Raw genomic sequence first — 17,898 nt, forward strand, 5'->3', positions numbered from 1 at the left:
GACCTACCAGGTGCCGTCGTCGCGGACGCGTTCCGCCGGGCCGTCCCCGGTCAGCAGGCTGAGCAGGCCCTCGTCCAGGGTCTCGCCCAGGAACCACTCGCCGCCCTGATCCAGGGCGAACAACCGGCCGCGCTCGTCGATCGCCACGATCGCGTCGCCCTTGGCCTCCACGCCGAGCGGGAACAGCGGCGCCCCGATCACCTCGGCGAACTCCCCCAGCACGTCGGCCGAGTGGGCCGCCGCCACCGGCTCGAGGTTGAGCCAGCGGACCCAGCGGCGTACCCCCGGGCCGCGCAGGCCGCAGAAGATGCCCGGGAAATCCATGATCGCCGCCCGGGCGGCCGGGAACGGCACGTGCCGGAACCGCAGGCCGGGCACGTTGACCACGTCGTCGATCATCCCGTCGGCCAGGACTTCGGCCACCACCGGCTGCATCGGGCGCCAGCCGGCGTCGGCGAGAGCCCCGGCGACCTGGTCCGGGAAGCGACCGGGCTGGGCGATGTTCTCCGAGTACGGCCGGAAGGGCTCCACGAACGCCAGATGCGACCAGGGCAGCAGCGCGAAGTCGACGAGGGTCAGGATGCACGACTCGCACGGCCGCGCCACGGTCGCGCCCAGCGGGTCACCCCGGTCCCGGACGTAGTAGGCCTCGAAGTCGGCGGTGCGCAGCCACGCGCGGGCCTCATCCAGCGTCAACGGCTCACCGCGCTGCCGGTCGGCCTCGTGCAGGGCGTCGGAGAGCACGATCAGCTCGGCGTGCCGCTCGGTGCCGCGGACCGTCCGTCCCGGCTCCAGACTCGTCAGGTAGGCCCGTACCAGCGGGTGGTGGTTGATCTCCTGGTCGCCCTTGGCACCGCGGGCGATGAAGAGCCGGCCGTCGACGGTCAGGTGCGCGGCCGTGGTGGGCGTCGGCCGGCGGCGGGCGTTGCGGCGCAGCTCCACCTCGGGATCAACCGTGCGGCGCTGGGCGACCACGTCCGGCTGGTGGGTGCGGTAGAGCTCGGCGATCACCTCGGCGGGCACGCCCGGGTACGTGGACAGGGCGCCGGTCCGGCGGTCGATGACAGTGCGGGCGCCGTCACCGGGGATGGGCAGCACGGTCGGCGGCTGTTTGGTCCAGACCACAAAACCGAGGTCGAACTCGGAGACCATGGGCAGGCATTCGTACCCCCGGCGCTCGGTCTCGCTGCGCGCCCAGCCGGCGGCGATCTCCTCGGCGTCCTCCCGCGTGATCATCTGAACCCCTGTCGCCCCGCATCCGTGTGCGGAGGTGAAACTACCGGACCACGACGCGTCGCGCCGCCCGGTAGGGTCACCTCGATCGATGGTCGGGTGCCGGGGGAGGACGACCGTGGCGGACATGGCGGATCGCGATGCCAACCACGCGCTGCGAGCGCGCTTCGACGACGTGTACGGGCAGTACCAGCGGCTGCGGTCCGGAATGGACGACATCCAGCAGCGGCTGACCGACCTGCAGGTCAGCGCGGAGTCGGAGGACGGCCTGATCCGCGCGACGGTGGGTCCCCGCGGCCAGCTGATCGACCTGCGCCTCGACCGCCGGATCTACCGCGACATGGACGCCGCCGAGCTGGGCCGCAAGATCGTCGACACCACGGCCAAGGCGGCCGCGCAGGTGGCCGAGCAGGTCCAGCAGATCATGGCCGGCTACCTGCCGGCCGACTCGGGCCCGATGCAGTTCATCCGGGACAACAACTTCGGCTCACTGCTGCGCCGGCAGGACGCGATCATGCGCGAGGCGGACGGCGATGACTGACGAACTCTGGCTCGACGGCAACCGGGTGGCCGGCGGCGGACGCGACCTGGCCTCGGCCGGCAAGCACCTGATCGCGGAGCGCTCCGGCCCGGGCGCCGAGCTGGCCGCGATGAGCGGCGGACGCCCGTGGGGCAACGACGAGATCGGCCAGGCCTTCGAGAAGAACTACCGCCCGATCGAGCAGCAGGTGCTGCTGGCCTGGGAAAAGCTCGGCCTGTACGTCGAGGGCCTGGGCGAGGCGGTGGTCGAGACGGTCCGTGAGGCCACCGAGACGGACCACCAAGCAGGCGCCCAGGTGGAGCGGACGTACAGGAACCGCTCGTGACCATCCTGCCCAGCCCCATCCCCCACCCGCTCGACTACATGCCGTTCGACGTGCCCGGCTGGGCCTACGAGGCACTCGAGTGGGTGGTCGGCTTCGACTGGCCGGAAGGCAACGAGAAGACCACGTGGGAGGTCGCCGACCGCTGGTACGCGGTCGCCCAGCGCCTGTCCCAGCCCCGCGACGAGGCGTACGACGCGGCCGGTCAGGTGCTCGCCGGGTACGGCGGAGCGGGCGCACTGGCCTTCAAGGGCGCCTGGGACCAGCTGTCCGCGGAGGAGAACGCGCCGCTCAACTCCCTCCTGGCCATCGCGGAGGAGCTGGGCAAACTCGTCGAGGAATGCGGCTGCGACATCGAGGGCGCCAAACTCGAGGCCTGGATTGAGATCGGCATCTTCCTGATCGAGCTGATCGGCATGGCGGTCGCCGTGGCCCTGACGCTCGGCGCGGCGTCCCCGGTGGCGGGCGGCCTGATCGCGGCGACCCGGCTGGCCATCCAGCAGATCTTCAAGCGGCTGGTCCAGCAGCTCAGCAAGAAGGCGATCAAGAAGTCGCTGCAGGAGGCCGGGCAGCGGGCGGCCAAGCAGCTCACCACCAAGGCGGGCCTGAAGAGTCTCGGCAGGGAAGCCTTCAAGGAGGGCTTCGACGAGATGCGGGAGGAGATCGCCACCAACGGGGCGATCCAGGCGTACCAGAACTCGACCGGGCGGGCGCACGGCTTCGACGTGAAGGAACTCGGGATGTCGGCGGCCGGCGGGTTCGCGGGCGGGTTCGCGGCGAGCGGGGCAGGCATCGGCAAGGGCGACCACGGTGGCGGCGGGATGACCCGCGGGATGGCCGCCGAGGTGCTCGGTGAGTTCGGCGGGGCGGCGGTCACCGGGAACCTGCCGGATCTCGAGAGTGTGGCCAAATCGGCCAGTTCGGGGGCCAGCGGGGCGCTGATGGACGGGGCCCGGACGGGTTTTGCGGACGGGCTGTCCGATCAGGTCGGCAACCTAGGGGTGCCGGGTGGGGTTGATCTCGGGTCGGGGCCTTCGACGGGGGATGGAGGTGGGGCGGGGCCGTTGTCGTCGGTTTCCTCGCCTGGGCCTTCCTCGGCGGGGTCTTCCTCGGGTGGGCCGCCTGTGACCGGGTCTTCTGCGGATTCCGGGCCGTGGGCTGCGTTTGCGTCCTTGTCGGTTTCGTCCGATCCGACGTCATCCGCTAGTGGGTCTTCGGCTGGGCCGGTGTCCGTTTCGGCGGATGGCGGTTCGCGGTCGGCTGATGCGACTTCGGCGATCTATTCGGCTCCGGCGCCGTCCGGTGGGGTCAATCTGTCGAGCCTTGCACCGGTGGTTGATGCGCCTTCTTCGGTGGCGGGGGATGCCGGGGTTTCCGGGTCTTCGGCTGCTTCGGGGGTTGCTGCGGCTTCCGGTGGGTCGGCGGGTTCCAGCGCGACCGGTGGGGTTGCCGGGTCGTCGCCCGGTGGACTTGCTGGACCCGCGCCCGGTGGCCTTGGCGGGTCGGCTTCGGTTGGCGGGGTGTCCGGGTCGGCTGGGCCTATCGGGCTTGGTTCTTCCTCGCCGGCTGGTTACAGCGGCGGTGGGGGGTCGGTGTCGGCCGGGGCTGTGACCTCCGGATCCGGTCCTTCGGTGACCGGATCCTCGGCGTCTTCCGCGGCCGGCCCTTCGGTTACGGGCGCCTCGGCATCCGCTGCGGGTGGTAGTAGTGCGGCCGGCGGGTCTCCCTCCGGCAACGGGTCGTCCGTCAGTTCCGGTCCTCGGTCTGCCGCACCCGCGGGTGGCCTCAGTCCGTGGTCTCCCTTCGGGACGGACACATCGGGCAACGGGAGCACGCCTGCCGCGACCCGGAGTCCCGGGATCGACCTGAGTTCGCACACGGACACCCCGGCCCGGCCGAACGTCGCCACTCCGAACCCGTCACCGCCCGGGAACGGAAGCTCTCCCCTCAGCACCGGCACCCACCCGACGCCGGTCTCCACCACACCGACCAGCCCAAACGTCACGTCCCCCACCGGGATCAGAAACGCCACCACGCCCCTAGGCACCGGTCCCGCGCCCACCGGGGCTGCTCCTAACGTCACCGCGCCCGGTCCCATTCTCACCGCGCCCACCGCGCCCGGTCCCCACATCACCGCACCTACCGCGCCCGGTCCCAACGTCACCGCGCCCACCGTGCCAAGTTCCAACATCACCGCGTCGGCCGGACCAGGTCCCAACATCACCGCACCCATCGCGCCCGGTCCGAATGTCACGTCGCCGCGGACGGGTCCTGACGACCTGACGCCGGCGGGGACCGGTCCGGATCGCGTGTCGCCGCGGACCAGTCCCGATCCCGCCTCGCCGGTCGGGGTGGCGCCGGTTTCCGGGGCTGTCCGGGGCTCGGCTGCGGTTGATGTCTCGGCGCCGGCCGCCGGCGGGACCGGGACCAGTGTGCTGCCGGGGCGGACCGAGCCCGGTGGACCCGCTCCGAGCTCCCCGCCCGCGCGAGCTCCGCAGGTGCCCGGGCCCCGGGACGGGGCTGTGGACGTACCGTCGCGGTTGAGCGGGACCACGACGCATCCGGCGGTCCTGGTCGCGGCCGGACCCGCCGGTCCCGGCCGGGGATTGCCGCCGCAGACGGCGGCCGAGGCCGAAGTGGACGGTTATCTCGAGCACGTCGCCGCGCTGCGCCAGTCCTATGCGACGCATCGTCACCGCGAAGTCGTCGACGCGATCCAGAACAAGGCGGAGAGCGCGCGCCGCCGGGCCCGGAGCGCTCGGCGGTCGACCCGGGTCGCGCGGTTCCTCAAGTTCGATCCGCACATGGCCGCGTACTTCCAGGCCCACGTCGACGTGGCGACCGCGGAAGCCGAGCGTGCCGAGGCGCAAGTGGCCGCGCTCAAGGATCCGTTGTGGCAGCCGCCGCCCGGGACCATCACCGACGTCAGACCGCAGGACTGGCACCGGGCCAATGAGGACCGGGGCCGGCTGACGCGCGGCGGGGTGACCTTCGGTAACCGGTCGGTGCTCACCGGCAACGATCATCCGCCGCCGATCAGCGCCACCCGCCCCTACGGGACGAAGGGGGGCCTGCGCGAGCCGCTCGCGCAACATCAGATCGACCTGGAAAGCGCGGTGCCCCGCGACGGCAACGGCGATCCGGTACGCGGTGCCGACCCGCGCGCGCCATACTTTCAGCTGGTCAACGACGGTGGATCCAAGGCCGATCCGACGCGCGGGATCAACTGCCAGGACTGCGTGCTGTCGTTCTTCGACACGTACGTGCACGGCCGCCCCCGGGTGTCCGCGCCGCGAACCTTCGATGGCTACGCGGACGGCGACCCGACAAACCCGCTCTACGGCGAGGACATCGGCCCGGAACGCGTCGAGCACGCGACCGGCGGCCGCTTCCAGTCCCTGTGCCCAGGCGTCGGCGGTGATCACCCGGCGGTAGCGGGCCAGAAGATCCAGCAGGCGCTGGGCGACGTGTCGGCGCAGCTGCTGGCGGGTGGCCACGGATCCTTCGCGTTCCTGGTCAACGCGTGGGAGGGCGGATCGGCGCACGCCTGGGCGGCGGTGAACCAGAACGGCCAGATCCTGTTCGTGGACCCGCAATCGGGCCTGGTCGCACCCCCGGGCACCAGCCTGTACGGCCACCTGGGCCGCCCGCACGGGTCGAACGTGGTGGCCCTGGACGCGCTGGTGGTGGACGGTCGGGGCAACCCGATGCCGTTCAACGGCAGGCCGGACGGACTGTGGCGACCGAAGCAGACGACTCTGCCGCCTCCGCCGCCCCGGCCTGCGCCGATCTACTACTCGGCGGCGTACCAGCAAACCACGCCGGCTCCCTCACCCCAGCCGGCGCCGGGTCCTGGGCCTGACCCGGCACCGTCGCCCTCGCCTGCGCCGCCATCACCCTCGCCGACGCCTGATGTCGCGCCTTCTCCTGGGCCTGACCCGGCACCGGAGCCGTCGCTCCGGTCTTCGCCTCCGTCGCCCGCGCCTCGGCTCGTCCCGGCCCCCGATGCTGATCTTCCCGACCCCACGCCGGCTCCCCCGGTGGAGACGCCGGACGTCCAGCTGGCCGATGACCTCGGTCCGGTCAACCAAACCGAGCCGGTCCCGCCGCTGGACCCACGGCCCGGACCTGACCCGCGGCCCGGGCCGACGCCGCCGGTCCCGGCACCCGAGCCGACCGTCACGCCGCAGCCCACTCCCAACCCGGTCCCGTCGCCGCGACGCCCGATCGACCGCATCGCCGAAGCGCTGGCGCCGAAGCCCGCCCCGGTGGACCGCATCGCGGAAGCGCCGGCTCCCCGGGACCCCCAGCAGCAGACCCGCGCCGGCACGCCCGACCCGGATTCGCCGGTTGACGACGCCCTGCGATCGGGCACGCCGGATCGCACATCCGAGGTGGATCCCGCCCGGGCCCAATGGCTGGAGGACATGCGGCTGGCCGAGCACGACGCGCGGGAACGCAGGTCGTATCGCGAGTACATGAACCATGCCCGGGCCACGCACGAGGACAACCGGCGCGCCGAGTATGCGGACTACCTGGTGCGGATCGCCGACGGGCAGCGGATCAAGGTTCTCGACCTGGGCAGGCAGGCGGACGCCGCCCTCGCGTCGGGTTCTGTGCTGCGCGGCGAGCACCTCCGGGCTGAGGCGCGGCGTACCAGTGAGGACGCCGACGACCTGGAGCTCAAGGCCCGGCAGGTGCTGGCGGGGGAGTTCGCGCCCGAGCGGGTCGACGTCGAGCCGGCGGACTGGGTCCGGATCAACGATGACGTCGGCACGATGGCCATGGGCGCGGTCGACACCGGGGACCGATCGGCCCTGACCGGCGACGACGATCCGCCGCCGGTCGACCAGAGCCGGCCGTACGGGAAACGGGGCGGGTTGCGCGCGCCTCTCGCCGTCCATCAGGTTGATCTGGAAAATGCCATGCCGCGGGATGCGGACGGCCGGGTGGTACGCCAGGCCGATCCCCGGCAGGGAAAATGGTTCGGCCTGGCGAACGACGGCGGCCCGGCCGCCGACCCGACCCGCGGCATCAATTGCGTGGACGGCGTGCTGTCGCTGTACGAAACCTATGTGCACGGTCGCCCACGCGTCTCGGCGCCGCGCACATTCGATTCATACGCGTACGGCGACCCGACCCGTCCACTGGGCGCCGAGGACAGGGGCCTGGCCCGCATCGAAGACACCGTCCGCGGCGAATTCCAGGGCCTGTGCCCGTACGTGGGCGGGCTGGACCCGCAGCAGGCGAAACAGGCTGTGGACACGGCTATGACGAACCTGCACAACCACCTGTACAACGCGGGGAACGGCGCTTTCGCCTTCATCGTGACGGACTCCGAAGAGGGCACAGCGCACGCGTGGGCGGCGGTGAACCAGAACGGCACGATCCTGTTCCTGGATCCGCAAACGGGTCGGCTGTCGGAGGAAACGCCGCTGTACTCCCACCGCGGAGTAAAGAACGACGGCAATGTGATCTCGATGGACGCGGTGGTGGTGGACGGGCAGGGACGCCCGGCGCCGCTGCCGTACCACGAGGCCGGGCTGTGGAGCCGGTCATCACTGCAGCCGACCGGTGCCACGCCCGGAAATGCCGACCGGGACCCGGTCGTTCCGCACTCTGGTGATCCGGCCATCGACCATCCTTCGGAGGCCGATGAGGCCCGCCGAGATGGTGCTGATGTGCGCCGCCCAGAACATCCGACCTCGCCGGCCAGTCCAGCGCACCCGAGCAGTGCCGATACTCCTCGGGTCAGCGATGACCGACCCAGAGATCAGCTATCAGGCAATCCTGGACCTGAACTTTCAGGAGAGGCTTCAGCCGCTGAATCGCGCAATAGCCGTGCCGCCGAAGCTACGGACTCCCTTGGACACGGGTTGGGAGTTCGGACCTCCTCGGAGATAGAGCCCGCCTCGGGCGTAGCAGATCACCTCGAACAGGCCGACGACACGCCTGCGCGCGCCGCCGAGAAGTTGGTGCTGCAGAGCCTTTCGAACCCGCAGCGTCGGGTGCTGCAGGCATCGATCGTCCAGTCGACCCGCATCGCCGAACAAGAGCTCACTCGTCTTCGTGAGATCGCCGCATCGCTGCACAGCCCTGATAGCACCGATCAGGCAAAGCTCGTCGACGAGGCCTACCGGGTCAAATCGCTTGAATCCTTGGCGCGGAAGTTCCAGGAGCGCGCGGCTGCCTCCGGAATCAGCGCCTCCAAGTACCTCAAGCAGGCCAACGATCGAGTCAGATTCTCGATCGTGCTTCCCGAGCATGGCTACGGTCACGCCGTGCAGGACGCGCTACGCAAACTCCAGTCGCAGGGCTACGAAATTGTTGAGGTTGCCAGCTTCTGGGGAGACGGCACGGGCCGGCACAACGGGCTCAACGTGACGATGAAGAACCCCGAGGGATTCCGGATGGAACTCCAGTTCCCCACGGAGCGTTCCAGAAGCGTTGGCAAGGACACTCACGATCTGTACGAGATCATCCGCTCCAACTCGAGGGAGATCTCTGGCTCCGATCGCGTGGAAGCCTTCATTGCCATCATCGGGCTCACCAAGCTCGCCGGGATGCCCCAGCATCAGCCATCCGACTTGGACGTCATCGAGAACCTGGTACGCGTCGACACGTCTTTCACGCGCTGGGTCGAACGGAAGGCTCTACCGCTCTGGCAGCAATATTGTGATGTCCTGGCCAGCTACCAAGTCAGCCTTGACCAGGCGCTGGACACCTGGGACCTCACCGTTGCCGACATCCCCGGCATAGAAAGGCTGGATCCTGCGCATGACCGATCCGACGCTCGCCTATCAGGCGTTCCTGGAGTCGAAGGGCTCCGCGAAGGTGACGAGCCTGATCGCGTACTGGGCTCCGGCACAGGGACCGCTCCAGGCGGTGATGTGGCACGCGGGCCGGAAGGAGTGGATCTACGCCCCGGCGATCGCGGCGGGTCTGCTGTTCGACGATTCGTACCTGGACGAGACGGTGACGGTCGATCGGCGGACAGCGGAGGCGATGGCGGCGGAGTACCTGCCGACAAGCCTTCCGAGCGTCCAGAGCCTCTGGGAGATGATCAACGAGGGGGCGAGCAAGGGCTGGGACTACGGCCCTCCACTCCCCTCGACGAGGTAGGCCCGGCCAACGCCGGCGGAGCGGCTGTCAACACGCAGGTTGGTCAGAATCACACCCGGGGATCCGACGCGGATGGCGGAGACGTTCGCATACCACCTGGTGCTGGTGAAGGACCATCCGCAGCCAGTGAGCCTGATCGCGTCGTTGATCGAGACGGACCAGCCGCTTCAAGCGATCCTCTGGAGCGCGGCGGACCTGGCCTGGATCTACGCCCCGGCGATAGCCGCGCGCAGGCTGAACGACCACGAGTATCAGGACACGGTGAACCCGGTGAGCCGGGAGACCGCGGAGCAGATAGCGGTCACGGCCCTCAGCACGAAGCTGCCGGACGAGGAGACGTTGCTCCAGATGTGCCAGGAGGGGTAAGCAACGGGTCTGATCTGGGGTCCTCGCCAGAGCTGACCTCCGAGGCACCGGCCGTCGGCGAGAGGGTGCCTACCAACGCCGGGCCCATGGTGATCAACGGTCTGGCCGGCCAGGTGCAGGCAGCGCTCGGTGATGACTTCGCCGTCGGTGCCCACTACCCGGAGCTGTTCGAGTACGAGCACGAACGCCGGCAAGCACAGCGCCTGGGCCAGTCCTTCGACGTCCGGGCACTAGAGGCTGCTCACGGGCGTTCCGACGGCCTCGGGAACCCGGATGTACTCCTGCGGACCGACGGCGCCGACGTTGGTGCGTACGGTGATCTCAAGCGGTTGGATCCGGACCTGAAGCCCGAGCGTAAGGATGCGGATTTCTCCCGCCGGGTAGAGAAGCGCCTGCGCGAGCCCTTCGGGCAGGATCCGCGGATCACCGTGGCGGTCGTCGACGGCCGGGAGGTCGGGTTGACTATCGACGCCGCGGTGCGGGGGATCCGGCGCGCGCTCGGGTTCTGGCGGCAGCAGGGGCGCGAGGTGCTTCCGGAGCAGCGCATGATCGTCTTTACGGGCGACGGAGGTTCTGTCGTGTGGCGTGGTGACACGGGAGCCATCAATGTCAGTGCGTGAGCAGCTGTTCGTCCGGACCGACGGGTCGCCGGCGGAGATGGCCGGGTTCGTGGCCAAGCTGATCGGGGGCCGGGCCGAGGTACGCGACCAGCAGGTCTGGCTGCTCGTGGACACGGCCCGCCTGGTCCCGGGGGTGGACGGCGAGTTCGGTGGACCAGTGGTCGCGCACAACTCCGAGGCGGCGTTCCGGCCCGACGGCGAGTTCGAAGCACCGGATGCCTACGACGTGGAGCTGCGACTCTGGCAGGCCGGTGGCCGCCGGGTCGAGCCGACCACCGGTGCCGACATCGAGGAGCTCGCTGCGACCGCCGTCTTCCAGGCGCTGGCCGCCTCTGCCGACCTGGCCGTGATCCACGTGCACGACGATGACGTCCTGCTGCGCGCCGCGCTGCCCGGCGCGGGATCGGTCGAGTTTCCTCGAGGCACGACGATCTATGACTGGGACGAGGACAAGTGGAACGGGTTCGTCCTGCGGCCCGAAGCTTGAAGTCGGGACAGAGCGCTAGACGATTGCCATGTCGACGAAGCGGGACAGATGCAGCTGCGCTGCCACCGTCACCGTGTCGGTCGGGCCGTTTCGGTGCTTGGCCACGATGAAGTCCGCTTCGCCCGCTCGCGGGGATTCCTTGTCGTAGTAGTCGTCGCGGTGCAGCAGGATCACCACGTCCGCGTCCTGCTCGATCGAGCCGGACTCACGCAGGTCGGACAGCTGGGGGCGCTTGTCGGTGCGCTGCTCCGGGCCACGGTTCAGCTGGCTGACTGCGATCACCGGGCATTCGACCTCCTTGGCCAGCAGCTTCAGACCTCGGGACAGCTCCGCCACCTCCTGCTGGCGGCTCTCCGTCTTTTTCGGGGAGGACATCAGCTGGAGGTAGTCGACGACGATCAGCTTCAGGTTGTGGCGCTGCTTGAGGCGGCGGGCCTTCGCCCGGATCTCCATCAGGTTCATGCTCGGGGTGTCGTCGACGAAGATCGGGGCCTCGCTGATCTCGCCCATCCGGCGGGCCAGCTTGGTCCAGTCGTCGTCGGAGAGTTGGCCCGAGCGCAGCACGTGCAGCGGGACCCGCGCCTCGGCCGAGAGCAGGCGCATGACGATCTCGATCTTGCTCATTTCGAGGGAGAAGATCGCGCTGGCGCAGTTCGCCCGGATGGCCGCGTTGCGGGCGAAGTCCATCGACGCCGTCGACTTACCCAGACCCGGGCGGCCGGCGACGATGATCAGCTGGCCGGCGTGCAGGCCGTTGAGCAGCCGGTCGAGGTCGGAGAAGCCGGTCGGTACGCCGGTCATCATGCCGTTGGTGGCGCCGACCGCCTCGATCTCGTCCAGCGTCGGCTGGAGCATGTCGGCCAGCACCGCGAAGTCCTCGGAGACCCGGCGCTCGGTGACGTCGTACACAGCCTGCTGGGCGAGGTCGACGATGTCGTCGACGTCCATGCCGCCGTTGCCGCCCGTGCCGTACCCCAGTTGGGTGATCTTGGTGCCCGCCTCGACGAGACGGCGCAGCACGGCGCGCTCGGAGACGATGCGGGCGTAATAGGAAGCGTTGGCGGCGGTCGGCACGCTCTCGATGAGGGTGTGCAGATACGGCACGCCACCGATGCGCTGCAGGTCGCCGGAGTCGGACAGCGCCGCCGCGACGGTGACGCCGTCGGCCGGCTCGCCGCGGCCGTAGAGCTCCAGGATCGTGTCGAAGACGGTGGCGTGGACCGGGCGGTAGAAGTCGTGCGACTTGAGGATCTCGACGACGTCGGCGATCGCGTCCTTGGAGAGCAGCATGCCGCCGAGCACGCTCTGCTCCGCAGCGATGTCCTGCGGCGGCGACTTGTCGAAGCCGCCGGTCTGGGGCGGTGGCCCGCCGGCACCTGGCGGGCGGCCACCGGAGGGCTTGCCCCCTGAGGGTGACTGCGGCCGGGAATCGGGTCGTGCGTCGTCGGTGATCGACATGCCGACCTACCCCTTCATCGTCGTTCCTGCTCCGTGATCAAACAGCCCGGGTACGACACTTTCGGGTGAGCAGGACCCCAGGCGGGTGACGGGGACCACAGAATCACCGGAAAAGTCGGCCCAGGCCACGAAGAGGGACCTGATCCGGCGCGGGTAACCATACGAACCCGCACGTCATCGACCCAAGCGGGCCGGTGGATGAGCCTCGGGACAACCTGTGGACAACCCACCTCCTCCTGTGCGCGGCCCTGTGCACAGCCTGTGTACAACGCCTGGGGATTCCGGGAGGCGCGCCCATCTGAGCAGCACTTTTGTCGTCCCCACCGTGTGGAGAGATAAAAAGAACGCCTTCGTGAGCAAGCTGTCGTCCCAAGACATTGCAGATCGGACGCGGGCACGTCACGCTTTTCTGGTGGACCAACGGGAGTGGGACTACGGAGCCCGCCTGCCGCGCGAAAGGAGCGCGCCGGACTCCTGGACACCCACAAACCGCCCGGAAGATCCCGATTCGTCCGCTGTTGCGGAGCCTGGGGCCACCGTCTGGGGCACCGGCTCGCCAGCCGATACCGGCAGCATGCAGCCGATCCCCGAGGCCGTGGCGTGGTCGCTGCGCGCCGACGCCTGGGCGCAGAACCCGGAGACGCCGGGTGAGTCCTCCGGCACGGTGAGTCGCTGGTCGGACGTCGCGGCGACCGGCCGGCCCGCTTTGCCGGCCGAAGGAGTCGGCTGGCGCACCCAGACGTCCGAATGGCGTTCCACCGCGGAGAGCGCCCGCTGGCGGCAGACCACCGAGTGGCGTTCCGCCTCGGGCACGCACGGCTGGCGCACGACCACCGAGGCGTGGCAGAGCGGCGACGCCGAGGCTGTCATCCCGCCGCAGGCCGAGGCGCCGACCCGGCTGCCGGCCATCTCCGGCACGGCCTGGCCCACTCCCGCGACCGACGACCCGGCCGGAGCCACCCCGAGCTGGCAGCCGCCCGACGCCACTCCGTCGTGGCAGCAGCCCGGGGAGCCGCGACAGACCCAGCCCGGCACCACCCCACCATGGGAGCCGGCGCGCGGCGAGGACCGGCCGGCGTGGCAACAGTTCACCTCGTCCGGCCCCACCCCGCCGTGGCAGCCCGCCGACGCGCCGTCGCCCCGGCAGCCCGACGCCCGGCCGTCCTGGGAGGACCGCCCGAGCTGGCAGGCGTTCGCCGAGTCGAGCCGTCCCGCGGCCGAGCCGTCCTGGCGCGAGCCCGCGCAGCCGGCGGAGAGCTGGCAGACGCCCCAGCCGAGCGCCCCGACGTCCCATTCGGGCAGCTGGTCGGCTCCCATCGACGACGGCCGCCACCTCGTCCGCGAGGACGACCGCGCGGCCTGGCGCGAATCAGCCGCCGGACAGACGCGGCCGGCCGACGGCTCACCCCCGGTGGGGCGCCGCCGGGCGCCCGACGTGGGCTCTCGCACAAGCGGGGGTACGGGCTGGACGGTACGTTCCGACGCCGACAACTGGGCGGGGCACACCGACACCGGCAGCATGCCCGCGCTCCAGGACCCGTCGACCACCGACGCGCCGAGCTGGCGTCGCGGGAGCACCGAGCCGCCGGCACCGGACGGCTGGCGGACGAGCACCACCACGAGCAGCTGGCAGAGCAGCCCGCCGGTGACCGACAGCTGGCGCAGCGGCGACCAGGCCCGCCCCGACCAGGCTCGCCTCGATCAAGCCCGCTCCGACCAGCCCCGCACGGACAGCTGGCGGACACCGCCGGCCGCCGAGGGCTGGCGCAGCGGAGACGAGTCCCGCGCTGACGGCTGGCGCGACACCGGCTCCTGGCGCCGCGATCCGGAGCCGGGGCCACCGGCCGACCCGTGGGCGCAGAGCGCCGCGGAGACGGGCGTCATCCCGCTGCCCCTGCAGCCCCGCGACCGGGACGCGGGCGGGCAGCCGCGCGACCGGGACGCGGGCGGCTGGCAGAGCCGCACGGACACCGGCAGCTGGCAGCGCGACGCGGAGGCCACCGGTCGCCGCGGCCGTAGTGACACGGGTTCGTGGCAGCAGGACAACGGCGACAGCGGCTCGTGGCAGCGCGGAGCGGAGACGACCGGCCGCACCGGCACGGGGTCATGGCAGTCCGAGGCCGAGCTCGGCAGCCGTCAGGGCGGCATCGAGCCGGGCTCCTGGCAGCGAGAGCAGGACGGCCGCACCGACACAGGCTCCTGGCGACAGGGACCGGAGTCGGGCCGCACGGACACCGGTTCGTGGCAACGCGGACCCGACACCGGCCGCACGGACACGGGTTCGTGGCAGCGCGGACCGGAAACCGGCCGCACGGACACGGGTTCGTGGCAGCGCGGACCCGACACCGGCCGCACGGACACCGGCTCCTGGCAGCGCGAACCCGAAACCGGCCGCACGGACACCGGGTCGTGGCAGCGCGGACCCGAAGGCAGCCGCACCGACACCGGCTCCTGGCAGCGCGGACCCGAAACCGGCCGCACGGACACCGGCTCCTGGCGACAGGGACCGGAGTCGGGCCGCACCGACACCGGGTCATGGCAGCGCGGACCCGAGACTGGCCGCACCGACACCGGCTCCTGGCAGCAGGGCATCGCGAACGGTCGCGCAGCCGAGACAGGGTCGCGGCGCCGTGAGATCGAGGCTCCGCAGGCCTTCCAGACCCCGGCTGCCCCGCGCGGCGGAGAGATCGAGCGCTGGCCCGGCCCCGGGCCCCGCCGTGGCCAGGAGCAGTACCCCGTACCCGAATCCGGCCCGGGCCCGCGCCGCGGCCAGGAGCAGTACCGCGAGCCGGGCCCGGAACCGCGCCGCGGTCCGGAGCCCTACGAACCGGACCCGCAGCCTCGCCGTGGCCAGGACCCCTACCGCGAGCCGGGCCCGGCGCCCCGCCGCGGCCAGGAGGGCTACCGCGTCCCTGAGCCGGGACCGGAGCCGTGGCGCGGAGCCGAACCGCGCGACTTCGAAGCACCCCGCGGTCCGGAACCACGCCGGAGCCGGCGGGACGTCGACGCGCCGCGCGGTCCGGAGCCCCGGCGTGGCGTGGAGGGCGGCCAGCGCAGCGGCGGGATCGCCCGCGGCTCGGAAGGACCGCGCGGCCCGGCGGGACGGTCGCGGCCGGAGTTCGAGCGCGGGCCGGAATCGTCCCGGGAGTACGCCGACCGTGGCCGGCGCCGTGAGCGTGACACCAGCTGGCAGCAGGAACTCGCGTCCGGCGCCTGGCACCGGGACCCTGAGTCGGATGTGTGGCTGCGTGACAGCGACACCGGCCAGTGGCACCGGCAGGAGCTCGAGGACGAGGAAGACGAGGATGATGACCGAGGCCCGCGCCGAGGTCCCCGCGACGACGATCGCGGAGGCGGCGGCGGGCGGCGGGCCATCGAGAGCGGCGCGTCCGTTTCACGTCGTGAGCTGGACGAGTCCGCGCGGTTCCGCAGTGAGCCGGCCGACGAGGACGGCGGCGGCCGGCGCCGCACGGCCGAGCCCCGGTCGACGCGCCTGCAGCTGACGGCGAGTGCGGAAGCGCCGCTCGATCCCGAGATCTGGCGCCGTGACGGCGAGGCGCAGACCAGACCGGTCCCGCCGCAGTCCCTGACGCGCCAGCGCGACGGCAACATGCCCGTCTCGGCCCAGCCCGGAGGATGGGACCGCGAGCGGGACATGCCCGTCTCGGCCCAACCCGGCGCCTGGGACCGCGACAATCCCGTGTCGGCCCAGCCTGGAGCATGGGACCGCGAGCGGGACATGCCGGTGTCGGCCCAGCCCGCGATCCGGGACCGCGACGAGGACATGCCGCCCGGGTACCGGTCGCGCGACACCGACCGGCCGTACTCGGCGCCGCCCGACCAGCGTCGGCGGGGCATCCCGGCCGATCTCGACGAAGCGGCCTACGACCGTGGTCCCGCCGGCCGCCCGGTGTCGGCCATGCCCGACGACCGCCGGCCGGTTTCCGCGCAGCCTGCGGCCTGGCAGCGTGACGTCGACCCGGCGTCCGCGCCACCGGACCAGCGGCCCCGCGGCACTGCCTCGGTGGCCGGACCCGACTCGCTGCGCCGCGATGGCGGCACACCCACGCGTCCGGTGTCCGGCACAGCGGCTGCGCCGGTGTCGTCCCAGCCCGGGGCATGGCGGGCCGATGCCCAGGCTGCCGCTCGCACCGACGCCTGGCGTAACCAGCTGCGCGCCGAGCAGGGCGAGCCGCCGGTGGCCGGTGACGCCGCGACCGAGATCCGGCCCGGAGAGCCCGGAGCTTGGCGGGAGGCCGAGGCGGACGGTCCCGTGCGGGGTTCGGCGACCTACCGCGAGGGCAGCACCGGCGACTGGCGGCGGGAGCTCAGCGCCGGTGGCGAGCTGGCCGACGGCGAGTCGCGGCGGATCAGCACGGCCGACTTCGTACCGTTCCGGCCGCCGTCCAAGAACGGTGCCGCGGCGTCGGTGAAGGTGCCGGCCGCCAATTCGGCAGCCGAGGGCGCCACGGAGGTCATTCCGCGTACCGGGGCCCGGTGGCAGGATCCGCCGGACACCCAGTGGCCGCCGCGCGGGGCGGTGACCTCGGCCGCCGGCACCTACGAGCGGCGCCCGGTCAGCACGCTGCCATCGCCGTCCGCCCGGCAGAACGACCTGCTCGAACCGGACGAGGAATTCGAGGAGGACACCGGCGGTCCGCTCGCGGCCGTGGGTTACACCGTCGTCTGGTACGGCGTGCCGGTCGTGCTCTTCGTGCTCTACATGCTCGTGCTCAACGGCAGCCAGCAGGCCCAGGCCCTGGAAACGCTGGCCGGCGCGGCCCCGCAGTTCGGCCTGTCCCTGGTGCTGAGCATGCTCGTGGCGGTCGGCCTGCGCTGGGCGAGCGGCTCCTGGAAGGCCGCCAGCGTCGGGCTCGCCGCCGCGGTGATGGGCGGGGGCCTGGCCACCGTGCTGACGTCCGCCATCACCGGGCAATCACTCAGCTGACGAGCAAAAGCCTGGATACGACAGAGCGCGCCGGACCCCGAAGGGCCGGCGCGCTCAGCGTGAGACTTGTTACTTGGCGGCGACGACGTTCACCGGGAACGACGCGGTCACCTCGGGGTGCAGCTTGACCTGGACCTTGTAAGCGCCCGTGGTCTTGATCGGAGAGGTCAGCTCCAGGCGGCGGCGGTCGAGCGCCGGACCACCGGCGGACTTGACCGCGTCCACGATCTCGGCCGGGGTGATCGAGCCGAACAGGCGGCCGCCGGTGCCGGAGCGCGCCGTCAGGGTGACCTTCAGGCCCTCGAGCTGGCCCTTGACCTCGGTGGCCTGGCCCAGGTCGCGGATCTCGCGGGCGTCGCGCGCCCGCTTGATGACCGTGACCTGCTTCTCGGCGCCCTTGCTCCACTGGATCGCGAAGCCCTGCGGCAGCAGGTAGTTACGGCCGTAGCCGTTCTTGACCTCGATGATGTCGCCGGGGGTGCCGAGGCCCGACACCTCCTGCGTGAGGATGATCTTCATATCGGTGCCTCCCCTCAGCGCGCCGTGGCCGTGTACGGCAGGAGCGCCATCTCACGGGCGTTCTTGACCGCGCGGGCGATCTGCCGCTGCTGCTGCGAGGTCACACCGGTGACCCGACGAGCGCGGATCTTGCCGCGGTCGGAGATGAACTTGCGCAGCAGCGCGGTGTCCTTGTAGTCGATGTAGGTGATCCCGTCCTTGTCGAGCGGGTTCACCTTCTTCTTCGGCTTGCGAAGTGCCGCAGCCTTAGCCATAGCTCTTGACTCCTGAAATCATGAGAGC

The 17,898-nt window shown here is 71.3% G+C and carries 9 protein-coding genes; 5 read left to right on the forward strand and 4 right to left on the reverse strand.

Features of this window, described 5'->3' with window-relative positions; genetic code table 11:
* Positions 1-3: 3 nt before the first annotated feature.
* A complete protein-coding gene (locus tag Aau02nite_RS32245) occupies positions 4-1,236 on the reverse strand; it encodes an SUKH-3 domain-containing protein (RefSeq protein WP_212992375.1) in 1,233 nt (410 codons plus the stop codon).
* 124 nt (positions 1,237-1,360) lie between these two features.
* Here Aau02nite_RS32245 and Aau02nite_RS32250 point away from each other — a divergent pair, with 124 nt between their 5' ends.
* The 4 genes from Aau02nite_RS32250 to Aau02nite_RS32265 are packed head-to-tail and all read left to right on the forward strand — an operon-like array spanning position 1,361 to position 10,691.
* Complete coding sequence (locus tag Aau02nite_RS32250; RefSeq protein ID WP_246595599.1) at positions 1,361-1,774, forward strand: YbaB/EbfC family nucleoid-associated protein; 414 nt, start codon at positions 1,361-1,363, stop codon at positions 1,772-1,774.
* Positions 1,767-2,099 (forward strand): hypothetical protein, encoded by a 333-nt coding sequence (locus tag Aau02nite_RS32255; RefSeq protein ID WP_212992377.1) that lies wholly within the window; start codon positions 1,767-1,769, stop codon positions 2,097-2,099. Before Aau02nite_RS32250 ends, Aau02nite_RS32255 begins: the two co-directional genes overlap by 8 nt.
* Positions 2,096-10,204 (forward strand): toxin glutamine deamidase domain-containing protein, encoded by an 8,109-nt coding sequence (locus Aau02nite_RS32260; protein WP_212992378.1) that lies wholly within the window; start codon positions 2,096-2,098, stop codon positions 10,202-10,204. Before Aau02nite_RS32255 ends, Aau02nite_RS32260 begins: the two co-directional genes overlap by 4 nt.
* A complete protein-coding gene (locus tag Aau02nite_RS32265) occupies positions 10,191-10,691 on the forward strand; it encodes a hypothetical protein (RefSeq protein ID WP_212992379.1) in 501 nt (166 codons plus the stop codon). Before Aau02nite_RS32260 ends, Aau02nite_RS32265 begins: the two co-directional genes overlap by 14 nt.
* A gap of 15 nt (positions 10,692-10,706) precedes the next feature.
* Here the strand turns inward: Aau02nite_RS32265 and dnaB are convergent, their stop codons facing one another.
* Positions 10,707-12,149 carry a replicative DNA helicase gene (gene dnaB, locus Aau02nite_RS32270; RefSeq protein WP_212992380.1) on the reverse strand — a complete coding sequence of 481 codons (1,443 nt, stop codon included), beginning with the start codon at positions 12,147-12,149 and terminating at the stop codon, positions 10,707-10,709.
* A gap of 574 nt (positions 12,150-12,723) precedes the next feature.
* Between dnaB and Aau02nite_RS32275 the strand changes: the two genes are divergently transcribed.
* A complete protein-coding gene (locus Aau02nite_RS32275; protein WP_212992381.1) occupies positions 12,724-17,097 on the forward strand; it encodes a hypothetical protein in 4,374 nt (1,457 codons plus the stop codon).
* Positions 17,098-17,166: 69 nt separating this feature from the next.
* Here Aau02nite_RS32275 and rplI read toward each other — a convergent pair whose 3' ends face one another.
* Positions 17,167-17,616 (reverse strand): 50S ribosomal protein L9, encoded by a 450-nt coding sequence (gene rplI / locus Aau02nite_RS32280; RefSeq protein ID WP_212992382.1) that lies wholly within the window; start codon positions 17,614-17,616, stop codon positions 17,167-17,169.
* Positions 17,617-17,630: 14 nt separating this feature from the next.
* On the reverse strand, positions 17,631-17,870 hold the full coding sequence (gene rpsR / locus Aau02nite_RS32285; RefSeq protein WP_007073789.1) for a 30S ribosomal protein S18: 240 nt from the start codon (positions 17,868-17,870) through the stop codon (positions 17,631-17,633).
* Between the last annotated feature and the right edge of the window lie 28 nt (positions 17,871-17,898).

Source organism: Actinoplanes auranticolor (assembly GCF_018332655.1).
In the GTDB taxonomy this organism is placed as follows: Bacteria; Actinomycetota; Actinomycetes; order Mycobacteriales; family Micromonosporaceae; genus Actinoplanes; species Actinoplanes auranticolor.